Annotated in this window: 11 protein-coding genes and 1 pseudogene; 5 read left to right on the top strand and 7 right to left on the bottom strand. The window is 64.6% G+C overall.

What is annotated here, in order from left to right; genetic code table 11:
• Window positions 1–2 precede the first annotated feature (2 nt).
• Both FHJ30_RS09535 and FHJ30_RS09530 read right to left on the bottom strand, forming a co-directional pair.
• Entirely contained in the window at window positions 3–1034 is a 1032-nt protein-coding gene (locus tag FHJ30_RS09535) for an aldo/keto reductase (RefSeq protein ID WP_139029063.1), read from the bottom strand.
• Window positions 1035–1048: 14 nt separating this feature from the next.
• Complete coding sequence (locus FHJ30_RS09530; protein ID WP_139029062.1) at window positions 1049–1942, bottom strand: SMP-30/gluconolactonase/LRE family protein; 894 nt, start codon at window positions 1940–1942, stop codon at window positions 1049–1051.
• A gap of 340 nt (window positions 1943–2282) precedes the next feature.
• On the opposite strand from FHJ30_RS09530, the gene FHJ30_RS09525 reads away from it, so the two are divergent.
• Together FHJ30_RS09525 and FHJ30_RS09520 are read left to right on the top strand one after the other, a co-directional pair.
• Window positions 2283–3512, top strand: coding sequence for a S8 family serine peptidase (locus FHJ30_RS09525; RefSeq protein WP_139029061.1), 1230 nt, complete (start codon window positions 2283–2285; stop codon window positions 3510–3512).
• A 68-nt stretch (window positions 3513–3580) separates the two neighbouring features.
• Entirely contained in the window at window positions 3581–5752 is a 2172-nt protein-coding gene (locus FHJ30_RS09520; RefSeq protein WP_139029060.1) for a DNA/RNA non-specific endonuclease, read from the top strand.
• 480 nt (window positions 5753–6232) lie between these two features.
• On the opposite strand, the gene FHJ30_RS09515 is transcribed toward FHJ30_RS09520, so the two are convergent.
• Both FHJ30_RS09515 and FHJ30_RS09510 read right to left on the bottom strand, forming a co-directional pair.
• The gene (locus FHJ30_RS09515) at window positions 6233–6610 is read right to left on the bottom strand and encodes a hypothetical protein (protein WP_139029059.1); all 378 of its coding nucleotides are present in this window, start codon (window positions 6608–6610) and stop codon (window positions 6233–6235) included.
• A 791-nt stretch (window positions 6611–7401) separates the two neighbouring features.
• The gene (locus FHJ30_RS09510) at window positions 7402–8334 is read right to left on the bottom strand and encodes a LysR family transcriptional regulator (RefSeq protein ID WP_139029058.1); all 933 of its coding nucleotides are present in this window, start codon (window positions 8332–8334) and stop codon (window positions 7402–7404) included.
• A 159-nt stretch (window positions 8335–8493) separates the two neighbouring features.
• On the opposite strand from FHJ30_RS09510, the gene FHJ30_RS09505 reads away from it, so the two are divergent.
• The 3 genes from FHJ30_RS09505 (at window position 8494) to FHJ30_RS21340 (ending at window position 11668) form a co-directional block, all read left to right on the top strand.
• On the top strand, window positions 8494–9798 hold the full coding sequence (locus FHJ30_RS09505; RefSeq protein ID WP_139029057.1) for an SRPBCC family protein: 1305 nt from the start codon (window positions 8494–8496) through the stop codon (window positions 9796–9798).
• On the top strand, window positions 9795–11210 hold the full coding sequence (locus tag FHJ30_RS09500; RefSeq protein ID WP_139029056.1) for a ferredoxin reductase: 1416 nt from the start codon (window positions 9795–9797) through the stop codon (window positions 11208–11210). Before FHJ30_RS09505 ends, FHJ30_RS09500 begins: the two co-directional genes overlap by 4 nt.
• Window positions 11211–11509: 299 nt before the next feature.
• A complete protein-coding gene (locus tag FHJ30_RS21340) occupies window positions 11510–11668 on the top strand; it encodes a hypothetical protein (RefSeq protein ID WP_171058977.1) in 159 nt (52 codons plus the stop codon).
• Here FHJ30_RS21340 and FHJ30_RS09495 read toward each other — a convergent pair.
• The 3 genes and pseudogenes from FHJ30_RS09495 to FHJ30_RS09485 all read right to left on the bottom strand — a co-directional run.
• Complete coding sequence (locus tag FHJ30_RS09495; RefSeq protein ID WP_139029055.1) at window positions 11665–12717, bottom strand: isocitrate/isopropylmalate family dehydrogenase; 1053 nt, start codon at window positions 12715–12717, stop codon at window positions 11665–11667. The two genes, FHJ30_RS21340 and FHJ30_RS09495, sit on opposite strands and share 4 nt — an antisense overlap.
• Window positions 12718–12884: 167 nt before the next feature.
• Entirely contained in the window at window positions 12885–13769 is an 885-nt protein-coding gene (locus FHJ30_RS09490) for an NAD(P)-dependent oxidoreductase (RefSeq protein WP_139029054.1), read from the bottom strand.
• Window positions 13770–14011: 242 nt separating this feature from the next.
• Window positions 14012–14144: pseudogene (locus FHJ30_RS09485) on the bottom strand (xylose isomerase); the annotation flags it as partial.

Here is a 14144-nt window from a genome sequence, read left to right as displayed (position 1 = left end):
TGCTACCTTCCCCCTTCAATTTTGCGGCTCCGCTGCTCCTGCGCCATGGGGCCGTAGGGATAGACGCCTGCCTGGGGCTCACTGGCCTGGGTCAGCCGGCTTGTTTCCTCGGCGGTGAGCTCCACGTCCGCGGCAGCAAGGTTGTCCGCGAGCTGTTCGGTGGTCCTCGCACCCAGGATCACCGACGTGACGGCCGGCCTGTCAGCCAGCCACGCCAGCGCTACCTGGGAGGCGCTAATTCCGCGGGCCGCGGCAATGCCTTCCACGGAGTCGATGACGGCCCACGTACGGGGGTTGTCATTACGGGCCTTCCAGGCCTCCATGCCGCGCTCGGGGTTCTCGCCGAGGCGCGTGGCACCTGTGGGGGCCTGGTCCCTTTTGTATTTGCCGGACAGCCATCCGCCGCCCAGCGGAGACCACGGCAGCAGGCCAATCCCCGCGTCGAGCGCAGCCGGAACAATCTCGGATTCGATCTCGCGGACCAAGAGGCTGTACTGGGGCTGCAGGGTTATCGGCGGGTTCCAGCCGTGGGCCAGGGCAACGTGGACGGCCTTGGTCAGCTGCCACCCGAGGAAGTTGGAGAAGCCGTAGTAGGCGATCTTCCCGCGGCTGACGGAGTCTTCCAGGAAGCGCAGCGTCTCCTCCAGGGGTGTGATCGGGTCCCACGCGTGCAGCTGGTAAAGGTCGATCTGCTCCACTCCCAGTCGGCGGAGGGAATCGTCCAGGGCGCGGGTCAAACGGCGGCGGGACGTTCCGACGTCGTTCGGTGACGTCCCCATCGGAAAGCGGCCTTTGGTGGCCACCACCGCCCTGTCCCGCTCCTCCGGCCGCCTGGCAAGCCAGCGGCCGATGATCTCCTCGGAAACGCCGGTGCTGTAGACGTCGGCTGTGTCGATGAAATTGCCGCCCGCGGCGAAATAGCTGTCCAGGATTGCGTGGGACGACTCCTCGGTGGCCTCCGCACCGAAGGTCATGGTTCCCAGCGCGTAGGTGGAAACGACGGTGCCGCTGCGGCCCAGGGTTCTGTATTGCATGGTTATCCTCGTGATCAGTTGGCGGTGGAATCGACATTCAAGGCGGCCGCGTCCCGGGTGGTGGTGCGGATCCGGTAGAGGCTGGTGGTGGCGGTGATGTAAAGGTCCTGGCCGTCCGGGCCCCCAAAGCACAGGTTCGCTACCGTCTCAGGCACGGCAATGGTGGCCAGGAGTTCGAAAGACGGGGAATAGACCCGGACTGCGGGTCCGGCAGAGGTCCAGATCCTGCCGTGGACGTCAACACGGAGGCCGTCAGCGGCACTGCCATCTTCAAGCTCGACGGCGGTTCCCCTGCGGCTGCAAACGCCGCGGCTCACGTCGTAGGCAACGATCCTCAACGGAACTCCGTGGCTTGGACCTGCTGTGTCAGCAACGTAAAGGACCGACTCGTCAGGCGAGAAGGCCAGGCCGTTCGGGTACACGAGGTCCGTGACCACGGCGGTGAGGGTGCCGGAAGCAGGCTCGAAGCGGAATACGTAGCAGCCGCCATACTCCTGCTCACCCTCGTGCCCCTCCGTGGTGCCCGGAAGAATCCCGTAGGGCGGATCGGTGAACCAGATGCTGGAGTCACGCGAAATCACGACGTCGTTCGGTGAGTTCAGGCGGTGGCCGCGGAAGGAATCCACCAGCCCGGTCACGGTGCCCTCGTCGTCCCGCTCGACGCGGCGACGGCCGTGGCTGCACTGGACAACGCTGCCGTCGGCGTCGAGGGTCCGTCCGTTGGTGAACTCAACGCCTACCGCATATTCCCTGGTGGTTCCCGTGGCCGCATTGAATTCGAGGATGCGGTTGTTCGGGATATCACTCCAGCGCACAGTACGGGAGCCGGGCACCCAAACAGGCCCCTCGGCCCAGACCGAGCCCGTGAACAGGCACTCCAACGGGCCTTCAGTCAGTCCATCAGCCATGTGGGCCCCTTCGCGTTTCCGGCATGCGCCCGCGCCGGAGCGTCCAGCGGAACCGGCCTGCGGGTGCACATTACGGGAAACAATAGCGCGCCCGTGTTCGGACGGATGGGAACGTCCAGGCGCGTGGCCTCCATGTCGCCGCAGTGCGCGCTGCCGCCGTGCCCCTGGGGGAACTGTCCCCTGGGGATTTAATCCGACCGGTAACGCGGGAGTAACGCCACTGGACGTAGACCTAGCGCCATGTGGAGTGCGGTTCCTGCCTGCACTGCCACGACATGCGCTGCAGTCAGCCGCTGCGCCAGAGCCCAGACCCGTACGTGGAAAGACCGAGGAGCCCAGGATGTCCAAACTACCCAACCAAAAGATCGTTATTTTGCGCGCCCCCTCCCTGGGCGCAACCCGGGACCCTTTCGACGGACCGGGAGCCGCCCCGGGGCTCGAAAGCGCCGCCCAGAACATCGCTGAACGCGCCGTGGCCCTCAGGGTGGAGCAGGACGAGAACCCCTCGAATGCCACCATCACTGCGCTGCGGAACGATCCCACCGTCCTCGGCTTCGCCCCCGCCATGCCGATGAAACTCATCGAACCCCTTGCGGCGGATGCCGCTCCCGCCGCGGCCGCAACGTGGGGTGTCACGGCTGTGGGCGCGGATACCTCTCCGTTTACGGGCGCCGGCGTCACCGTCTCGGTCCTGGACACCGGTATCGACGCGGACCATCCGGCCTTCGCCGGCGTCAACCTGGTCACGAAGGACTTCACGGGCGCGGGCAGCGCCGAGGACGACAACGGCCACGGCACCCACTGCGCGGGAACCATCTTCGGCCGCGACCTCTCGGGCCAGCGGATCGGCGTCGCGCCCGGCGTCCAAAAGGCGGTGATCGGCAAGGTCCTCGGAGGTCCGAACGGCGGCAGCAGCGACATACTTGCCTCCGCGATGCTTTGGGCTGCCGACAACGGTGCCCACGTCATCTCGATGTCCCTGGGAATGGACTTCCCGGGGTGGGTGGACGAGCTGGTCAAACAGAACGGCCTGTCCATCCCCGCCGCCACGTCAATAGCCCTTGAAGGCTACCGGGCCAACGTCAGGCTCTTCGAGCAGCTCGCCAACCTCCTCAACGCCCGCGCGTCGGTCGCGCAGACCACAGTGGTGGTGGCCGCTGCCGGAAACGAAAGCGAACGCAACGGCAACCCCGCGTACGAGATCAACGTTGCTCCGCCGGCGGCGGCCTACGGGATCACGTCCGTTGCTGCCCTGGCTGATGGCGCCAGCGGGCTCACTGTAGCCCCCTTCTCCAATACGATGGCGACGGTAGCCGGTCCAGGCGTCGGGGTTTTCAGCGCCTGGCTCAACGGCGGCACCAAAACCATCAGCGGGACCAGTATGGCGACGCCCCACGTGGCCGGCGTGGCGGCGCTCTGGGCCGAAAAGCTCCTGGCGCAGGGCCCTCTCAGTCCAGTGCTCCTGCAGGCGAAACTGATCGCCTCGGGCACGTTCCGGCCCCTGGCGGCGGCCACGGATCCGGTGGACGTGGGCGCGGGCCTGGTCCAGGCACCAACGAATGCCAATTAGGGTGACCACTTGCCCTTGACGCACGCCGCAGAAAAGCCATCCCCCACAAGCACTGAAGGAGCGGACCGATGGTAATACCGGAAGATGTGCTCGCCGCCACCCAGGAGCGGTTCCAGGCACGCGAGGTCCCGCGTGCGGGAACGGAAGAAAAGATCGCGGCGGCGCATACTCCGCAGGGAAGCATCCTCGACGTGGATGCCCCGGAACGGGTGGAGCTCCGTTCCCGGCGGGTCCTGCGCCAGCCGGTGGTCATGGACGCGTTGAAGGCGACGGCGGACACCTCACCTGCCGAACGTGGCCAGGTTCGGGAAGATCAGCTGCTGGAACGGATCATCGGCGGAAACAACCTGCTGGGCATCGCCTTCCTGGAACTGGGGACGGCGGTCTCGCGCAGTGTGGGCCGGGTCATCGTCCGCGACCGGTTCCAGGTCCGTTCCTTCGGCACCGGTTTTATGATCTCGCCGCGCCTGGCCCTGACGAACAACCACGTCCTGCCCGACGCTGAATCCGCCCGTTTCTCCCGGCTGGAGTTCAATTTCCAGAACGGCATCAACGGCCTTCCCCTGGCAACATCGCAGTTCGACCTGGAACCGGATACCTTTTTCCGGACTGATCCGGGCCTGGATGTCACCGTGGTGGCGGTGGCCGCGAAGTCCCGGCCCGAGGGAACTGCGGCGCCGGTGCCGCTGGCCGGATTCGGCTTCAACCGCACCACCAGGGAACAGGGCAAGATCCTGCTGGGCGAGTCCATCAACATCATCCAGCACCCTGAAGGCCAGGAGAAACAGCTTGCATTGCAGCAAAACGAACTCCTGGACCGGTTCGACCAGTTCCTGCACTACCACACCGACACATCGCCGGGTTCCTCTGGCTCACCGCTCTTCAACAACCAGTGGGAAGTCCTGGGCCTTCACCATTCCGGAGTACCCGCGCGCAACGAAGCCGGCGAGATCCTGACCGTTGACGGCACGGTGTGGGACAAGACCCAGAATGAGCTGAAGATCCACTGGATCGCCAACGAGGGCATCCGGATCAGCAGTATCCTGGCGTGGCTTGAGAAGGGCGCGGACGGCATGAACGAGGCAGAACGTGCCCTGCTGGGCGAGGTACTCAACCCGCCCTCCCCGCCGGCAGTGCCGCACGTCCCTGTCGGCGACGTGCCGCAGGTCCCGGGTGGGGAACAGCAGGCCGAGGTCCGCGTTCAACCCGTGCCGGAACAGGCCGCCGCCGGGCACGGGGCCGTTTCCCTGACTATTCCATTGCACATCACGGTACGGCTCGGCGCGGTGCAGGTTGCCCAGGGACCGGCGGCAGCCGGCCAAGGCCGCACCATGGTGCCGGACGCCGTTGCCGAAGAGGCTGTGGCGATAGATCCTGACTATTCCGGCAGGAAGGGGTACGATCCCGGCTTCCTGGGCACGCCCGTGCCTTTGCCGATGCTCACGGCCGAGCAGCGCGCGGATGCTGCCCGGAACCGTCACGCCGCCGACGGGCAGGACCCGGCAGTGCTGAACTACCACCACTTCAGCCTGGTCATGCAACGCACGAGGCGCCTGGCCCTTTACACCGCCGTGAACGTGGACGGCCGGCTCAGCCAGTCCCCCAAGCGTGATCGGGACAAGTGGTACTTCGACCCGCGCCTGGACAAGTCCGAGCAGACGGGCGACGAGCTCTATGCGGACAACGACTTCGACCGGGGGCACCTGGTCCGCCGCCTCGATCCGGCGTGGGGCCCGGACAACGTTGCCCGAGCGGCCAATGACGATACCTTCCACTTCACCAACTGCTCGCCCCAGCACAAGAAGTTCAACCAGGGGGCGTCGTTGTGGGCCGGCCTGGAAGATTACCTGCTGGACACGGCGAAGGCCGAAGGACTGAGGCTCACGGTATTTACCGGCCCGGCCTTCACCGCGCGCGACCCGGACTTCCAGGGAACCCTGATCCCACTGGCCTTCTGGAAAATACCGGTGTTCCGGCGGCCGGACGGCAGCCATTCAGCGAGTGCCTACATGATCAGCCAGCATGAACTCGTGGAGGACATACTCAGGGAAGCGTTCACCCCGGCCACCTTCCAGGTCCCCATCCGCAGGGTCAGTGAACTTACCGGCCTGGATTTTGCCCACCTGTTCGACTGGGATCCCATGAACGACCAGTTCACGCCCCTCCCCAAGGCGCAGGAGGCACTTGCCACTCCCACCCCGGCCCGGGAACTCCATAGCTTCGAGGACCTGCAGCTCTAGCCGGCGCTTCGGCGTCGGGCCGGGCCGGCGCTTCGGCGTCGGGCCCGGCCGGGCCGGCGGGGGCGGCGGGGGCCGGCGGGTGCGGACCTGACCAGCGCGGAGGGCTCCGCCAGGCGGTAGCGAGCACGATCGACGGCGGGCGCGCACCGCCGTCGAACGCCTCCTGTCCAGGCCGTGGGAGCTGTCGGTCAACCCACCAGCGCCGACTGCGTTTTAGGCGACGCCTGCCGTGCCCTGTACGCGTGGCCGAGCCCGACCAGCCCGAAGCGGGCCCCGAAAACGCAAAGAGGCACGGCCCCGTACTCGAGCGGGAACGCTCCGGGCACAATCGGGGCATCGTCGCGGCGGTCGATCGAGGCGAGGGCCCGGCAGGGCGTCTGGCCTCTGCCTATCGTTGCCTGCAACGGGTCCCAAGCAGGCTAGGAGGCGGCGACCCGCCCCGCCCCACCCCGCGGGATGCTTCCCGCGGGCAGGCAGTCCTTAGCCCTGCGCAGGCTCCTCAGGGTCCCCGGCACGGGCAACGGACCGGCGAATTCCGACGATCCTGACCGCGACTCCCGTCAGGACCAGGCCGATTCCCACTGCCATCAGAACCCAGACCGGCACGGAAGCGGAATCGATGTTCCGGTAGCACTCGGTCGCAAGCCCCACAGTCTGTCCCTGGGCGTCGGAAATTTCAGCCGCACCGCTGTGCGGGAGCAGCGGGCTGCCGCACAGCGGCCCCACTGCTTTCAGGCCGATGACGATACTCAGCAGCTGCAACGCGAACCCGACTGCGATGGTCAGAATCCAGCCGCGCCGCTGGCTGAGCTCCTGGTTGATAGTTTTGGTCGTACTTTCCGGATCTTGAACCGCCATGTTCAGAGCTTAGTGCGACTCCCCCGGCCGGGGTGCTGATGCCGGCTGAGCGGTCACTGCTTGGGTCTGCGGATCGTGCTCCAATGCTGGCATTCCGGCCACGATCACACTGGACCGCTCCCAGGGCCGGTCTTCGAGCAGAAAGGGAGTTTCTTGTTTTTCCCACTCCCTGTGCAGGTCCTCTTCCGCTTTACCATCCCGTGCCAGGAGTCGACGTCGTGCTTCAACGTTGCCGCACTGCACCCAGATCGAAGCGTCGATCAGGGGGCAAGCGCCCGGCGCGATGAACCACTCCCTTCCACCCACACCACGGAACATCCGGCGGGCAGGGCGATGGCACCTTCGCGTCCCCGGTCCACCCAGCCCGGCGGACGATAGTGAACTGCTTTTCCTTGGAGCAGGGGTACGAGGACACCTTCCCGGAGTTCAGCGGCCCAGTCAAAGAACGAGAGATGACTCGACTTGCCAAGGTCCCGCATCGGGTTCGCCGACGTCCGGCCTCATATCCAATAGTTACCTCGGCTTCGCGTATCGGTCCTGATCAAAGCTCGTCAGAGTGAATGGGTAGCGGGCAAAATCCTCGAGCTCCTGTGGCCGCTGGTGCAGGAACTCCTGTAGCGTGTCGGCGGCCCTCCCGCTTCTTCATCTTTGCGTAGGCCTTCGTGGCAAATGAAGAACACCGTCGATGCCCGTTTCCTCAGGCAGGTCCAGATTGCCAGCAGCGGCACCGGTTCTCCTTGGCCGCCTGCCACATTCTGCACCTGCTTGCCGGCAGTTGCGGCCATGCGTTTTCAGAGATCGTCTTCGGGGCGGGCAGCGAGGATCCGATTGGCCCTGACCTGAAGGATGCTGAGCGACTCCTGGATCAGGGGCGATGCGATACTGCCCCTGCGCACCGCGGCGACAATGCGGCGCGCGGGCTTCCCTTTGCCGGCAATGCGCAACCGAACCACGTTTTCGGCACCTCGCAGGGGTGCCAGCCGCGGCAGCAGGCCCACGCCCAGCCCCGCGCCAACGAAGGCGATCTGGGTTTCCCATTCAACGGCCTCATGGGCAATCCGCGGTGTTACCCCCACTGCCGTGAACGCCGCCGTGAAGAGGGAATGGTAGGTGGATCCGGCCGCCTCCGTGATCCAGGGTTCCGACGCCAGCTCTTCGAGCGTCACTGTTTCCCGCGATGCCAACGCATGGTCGGAGGGGATGATTACATCCAAGGGATCGTCAAGCAGGACCGTCTGCTCGAATCGCGGATCGTCTTCAACATGGGTGTCGGACTGCATGGCGATGATGACCGCGAGGTCGATTCGCTCGGCAACCAACAAGTCGAAGCAGCGGGCAGGATTGGCCTCAAGTACCTGCACCTCCAGCAGGGGTCGTGTTGAGCGCAGGGTGGCGGCCAGCGGCGCAAGCAACTGGGCTGCCGCCGTCGAGAATCCGCCCAGGCCAAAACGGGCCGGCACTTGGTCGCCAGCCTCCATGGCCGCGGCGCGCAGGCTCTCCCAATCCGCAATGAGAGTGTCCGAGCCCGCAACAAGGAAGCGGCCCGTGGCGGTCAGCCGCACACCACGGCCGTCCTTCGTCAGCAGCTGCATTCCAAGCACGCGCTGGAGCTCCCGCAGTTGCGCGGAGACGGCGGAGGGGGAATACCCGGTGAGTTGCGCGGTTGCGCCAACGGTGCCGCACTGCGCAAATACCCTCAGGGTGATAAGACGAGGATCAATCATGCACCTATTGTGCACTGTTATCTCCCAAATCTTGCGCTTTTGTTGCAGGCCGGACATCCCTAATCTCTTGACTACAAAGTTCTCGAGGATCCGGTTGCGCCCGCCAACCCGGGCACTCCCCGAATCGCGCACTTACCCAGCCCTCCCGGGAGGAAACCCATGTCTGTTTCAGTAAACGTTCCCCTCAACTCACGCGGAAAACTCGCTTCATCATTGCCTGCGGAGCAGCTGGCGGAAATCACCGAACTGTTCACTTTCCGGCGCAAGGGATATTCCCTCGATGCCCCGTTCTACACAGAGCCGGCTATTTTCAAAATCGACATGGAGGCCATCTTTGGCCAACACTGGATCTTTGCCGCCAGCACTGCCGAACTCCCGGAGCCGGGCGACTACGTCACCGTCGACTACGGGCCCTACTCCCTGATCGTGCTGCGCAACGACGACGGCGGCGTGAACGTCCTGCACAACGTGTGCCGACACCGCGGCGCCCGCGTCCTGACTGAATCCGCGGGGTCAACGGGAAACCTGGTGTGCGGCTACCACTCCTGGACCTACTCACCCAGCGGCGATCTGATCCACGCCTCGGCACCGGGAGAAGCGAAGTTCGACAAGAGCTGCTTCGGCCTCAAGCGCGCCCACGGCCGCGAGGTCGCCGGCCTCATCTTCGTGTGCATTGCTGATGAGCCGCCGACGGACTTCGACGAAACCTCAAAGATCTTTGAGCCCTACCTCGCCCCCCACGATCTATCAAAGACGAAAATTGCCTACCAGCAGAACATCATCGAAGAGGGCAACTGGAAGCTCGTCATGGAGAACAACCGTGAGTGCTACCACTGCGACGGCCACCCTGAGCTCGCCTGTTCCCTCTTCCCCACCTGGGGCCTGACGGAGGGCCTGATCCCGGCCCATCTTGAGGAAGTATGGGACCGGAATAAGGAATCACAGTCCTCGCTCGAGGAGCGTTGCCGCCGCTATGGCCTTCCCTACGAGGTCGTCGAGGAACTCGACACGCGCATAGCGGGAATCCGTATCTCGCGGGAAGCTCTTGACGGTGACGGCGAATCGTTCTCACCCGATGGGCGCCGGCTTTCCAAGAAGCTGCTCGGTGATTTGCCGGACTTCCGCCTTGGCCGCTGCTCGATGCACCTCCAGCCCAACAGCTGGTTCCATTTCCTCGGCGACCACGTCATCACGTTCGGGGTCTTCCCCATCAACGAACACCAGAGCCTCGTACGCACCACCTGGCTGGTGGCTGATGACGCCGAAGAAGGCGTCGATTACGATCTGGAAAAACTCACCTACACCTGGAAGCAGACAAACCTGCAGGACAAGGCGTTCGTGGAGCTGTGCCAGCAGGGTGCCGGCAGCCCCGCCTACCAGCCCGGCCCGTACATGAAGAGCGAATACCAGGTGGAAGCATTCATCAACTGGTACGTGCAGCGCGTTCAGGAGCACTTGGCATGACCGAACTCCTTACTGAGATGACCATCCAGGAAGCCCCCGAACCACAGCGCATTCGCGGTCTGGAGATGCCGTGGAACAGGGTGATGGGCAGCACCGAGGCACCTGCCCGCGCCGCCCGCGCATTGGGTCCGTGGCATCCCCAGGAGTTCATGGCCGAATGTGTCGAGACCGTACCCGAGGCTGGCGGCATGATGACTTTCGTGTTCCGCCGCTGCGACGGTGCGCCCTTGGCGTTCCGCGCAGGGCAGTACGTGAATATCGCCTTTCCCGTGAACGGCGAGGACCAGGATCCGGTGGACCGCAGCTACTCGCTGTCCAGTTCGCCCACTAAGCCCTGGACCTTCAACATCACAGTCAAGCGTGACCACACGGGACTGGTCTCACCGTGGGTGCACGAGAACGTCAAACCCGGCACCGTCCTGGACATGCTGGGTCCCGTTGGAGCCTTCCACCTGCCCGACGCCGACCGGCGGGCACGGTACCTCTTGCTGGCCGCCGGCGCAGGCATCACTCCGATCATGTCCATGGTGCGGACAATCCACTCCCTGCCGGGACAGGCGAACGTCGTGGTGCTTTACCACGGGGCGGAGGCAGGAGAATTTGCCTTCCACCAGGAGTTGGCCTACATCGCCTCCGTGGACTCCCGCATCAAGGTCTTCTACTCCCTGGGCGACCGCAGCAAGCCCGAGGGATGGGAGGGGCTCAGGGGAAGGCTGACGACGGCGATGCTCGACGAGGTCGCCCCCGACGCCAACGGCCGCCAGGTCTATGCCTGCGGCCCCGAGGGTTACCTGAACACAGCCACCGAACTCCTCAAGAAGGTGGGTGTCGATGACACCTCCATTTACATGGAATTCTTCTCGGGAGACCGCAAGATGCTCCTTGAATACCAGGCAGAGATCGCGCTTGCATCGGACATCGCGGAGGAAATCGCCGAGGAAATCGCCGATTCCGCCGAGGAATACTATGAAAGCCAGCCCAGCGCGTTCGGGCTCTACGAGCCCGGCTACGACGCCGGGGGAACCTTGCAGGCCACGGGGCTGCCGCTGGAAACCGTCGACCCGGAAGCACCGGCCCCCGACGGCACCTCGGACGCACCGGCGGAAGCGGGGACTCCCGATGCCTCAAGCTTCAACACCGTGGGAACGGGAAGCCTCACCCTGTCCTTCCTTCGCACGGGCATCAATGTGCGGGTGGACCCCGACGAACACATCCTCGGGGTGGCGCAGCGCGCGGGAGTCAGAATCGGCGCGAACTGCAAGGAAGGCATGTGCGGCTCCTGCAAGGTTGTCAAGCTTTCCGGGGAGGTCGAGATGAACCACCAGGGCGGGATTCGGGCGCGCGAAATCGATGCAGGCAAGTTCCTGCCGTGCTGCTCCACCGCACGGACCGACCTGGTGATCGATGCCTAGCCGCTTCCTACTGTATAAAGCCGGACAGCATTCAAGTGCGGAATGCCCTGGGTGGCGTTGCACTTGCTGCCGCTGGATCCGCGGGTGAAGGTGGGGCTCAGATCAGGTGACGAGGGCTTGGCGGACGGCACCCTCGAAAAAGCAAGGTCGGCCATCTCCACACGGGTGGCAAAAGCGCCTCTTAACGTCCCGAGAGACTCCCTGTCGTCCCACATGAACAGGCACCGGTTTGGCATGATGGCGCAGGACCGCCGGCAATGATGGCGCCGGGAGGACAAGGTTCTGGAACGATCAAGCCCATGTTCCCTGAGGGTGACCGGCACATGTCCGGGGTCGTCTTCTCCCAGTTCAGTCCGGCCGTTGGATGGGCCCTCGCAGCGGTGGTGGCCGCAGGCGGGGCGGCGGCCTCGCTGATCGCATGCCGTCTTGAGAAGCCTTTGCGCCAGGTAGTTGCCTAGGACAGCCGCGACAGCACTGCGGCTGCGAACTCCGCAGTGGTGGCGGTGCCCTTCAGGTCCGGCGTAGCAGTGCCGTCTGCGAGCGTGCCCTCAAAAGCCAAAGTCAGGGACCGGGCGGCCTCCGCCTCACCGAGGTGGTCGAGCATCATTGCCGCGGCCCACAGAGCGCCTACCGGATTGGCGATGCCCTTGCCGGCAATGTCCGGAGCAGAGCCGTGCACGGGTTCGAACATCGACGGGTGCCGCCGCTCCGGGTTGAGGTTGGCGCTGGGTGCAATGCCGATGGACCCGGCCACACCAGCTACGAGGTCCGAGAGAATGTCCCCGAACAGGTTCGACGCAACGATGGTCCGGATACTGGTCGGCTTCATCACCAGCCGGGCCGCCAACGCATCAATGAGTACCTTTTCGACGACGACGCCAGGGAACGCCTTGACCGTCTCCGCCACCACTTCATCCCAGAACGGCATGGTGTGGATGATGCCGTTGGACTTTGTTGCAGAGACCAGCCGACCGCCGCGTTCGCGGGCAACGTTGGCGGCATAGTGCGCCGCCCGGGCGATACCGCGCCTGGTGAAGACGCTCTCCTGAACCGCGAACTCGCCGTCGGTTCCCGCACCGAACCTTCCTCCGATCTGGGAGTACTCGCCTTCAACGTTCTCCCGTACCACTACGATGTCCAGGTCCTCGATGCCGGGCATGGCACCGACAACGCCGGGCAGCAACCGCATGGGCCGGAGGTTGATGTACTGGTCAAACTCCCGGCGGATGGGGATCAGTAACCCCCAGAGGGTGACGTCGTCGGGCACATCCGGTGTCCCGACGGCTCCCAGGTAGATGCCATCACCGCTGCTCAACTGCTCTATTCCGTCGACAGGCATCATGCGGCCCGCCTTGCGGTACAGGTGGCTGTTCCAGTCGCGGACCCGCCACCGGACGTCGAAGTCGTAGATACCCGCGACTGCGTCGACGCACTGCATCGCGACGTCCGTGACATCCACGCCAATGCCGTCACCAGGAATCGCATCGATAACATAACTGCGGCTCATGCACATCCAATCGTTCGTGGTATTCGAAGAGCATATGCGGCTGTCCAGGCGCGCCGCCTCAATGAATCACGACCCGAGGCGGGTCAGCAATTCCGAATGCTGTCCCAGAGCTGACCAGCGCATGTGAGAGGGAAAGGGCGGGAGCAGCTCGCCCTTTCCCTGTGGTGTTACGGCTTGAGGCTATGGCCTTCCGCATCAAGGTAGTCGCGCCAGGATCGCTTCGGCGTCCAGCCCAGCATCCGTTGCGCTTTGGCGCTCGAGATCCCCGAAGCATCGGTACGCCATAATTCGCGCAGTTCGATTGAGTCGCCGTAGTACTTGTTCAGAACCTCGGCGAAGTCATGGCCACCCACATTGTCAGGGGAAGCGATGTAGAAGACCTCGTGTCCGGGCAGGTCTGACCCGGTAGCCAGGACGATGGCGTCGGCGAGGTCGTAGACATCGATGTAGCTCCACAGGTTGGGGCTTAGGACCGAGGCGTCGCGGACCTGCGGTCCCAGGTTTGTCTCGTAGTTGTCCTCGAATTGGACCCAGCTGGGTCGAATGGAAATGCAGCGGATGTCAGAGCGGGCGATTGCGGCGTCCATGAGCTGCTCACCGAAGTGCTTGGAGAGCGCATAAGGGTCCTGCGGGCGGATCGGGTGCTCCTCGTCCACGGGTGCGTAGTCAGGGAGGAAATCGCGCTCGGGAAAGAAGAACCCCGGGACCGTCTCACTGGAGATGTAAACGAAGCGCTTCACGCCAAATCGGATGGCGGCCTCAAGAACATTGAAGGTCGCCATGATATTGGTTTGGAAGACCACGTGAGGCGGATGACCAGTCGGTTCTGGGATGGCAGCGACGTGTACGACGGCATCCGCACCGCGAACGACGGCGTAGGCCTCCCCTGCGTCGGTGAGGTCCGCCATCGTGTACCTCGGGGTGCCCTCAGGCTTGCGCTCATAGCCGGGACGAGTCAGATCGGTGGTGAGTACTTCGTGTCCGGCGTCGATCATCGCCTGGGTGGTGGCACGACCGACCTTTCCATGAGCGCCAGTGATAAGGACCTTCATGTTGTCTCCTCGATGGGTTCGGGTTTGTGCAGGGATGAGTGTGCCTCCCGCACCCGCAGCTGGTTCTCGTCGCAGGCCTTCCTGATCGGTTCCAGGATGCCTCGGGAGCTACCAATGTCGTTGAATAGCTGTGTGGGCCGGGACGGCCTGGCCGTCGCTGTCCAGGCAGACCACCGATACTGCTGCGGTAGTGCCGGCGAGGCCTCCTGCGGCGCTGCCCACGGGTAGCGCATTACGGAGGGTTAGCGGGCGTTGAGGAGGTGTTCGATGGCGAGCTGGTTGAGGCGGACGAACGCGAAGGAGCGTTCGGCGGCCTTGTCGGCGTTGAAGTCCTCGAAGGCGGTGGTGTCCGCGAGCAGGTCCGCGGTGGTTTCG

The sequence above is a fragment of the Arthrobacter sp. BB-1 genome, assembly GCF_006151685.1.
Lineage (GTDB): Bacteria > Actinomycetota > Actinomycetes > Actinomycetales > Micrococcaceae > Arthrobacter.
This window is presented reverse-complemented; position numbering and strand designations above follow the sequence as displayed.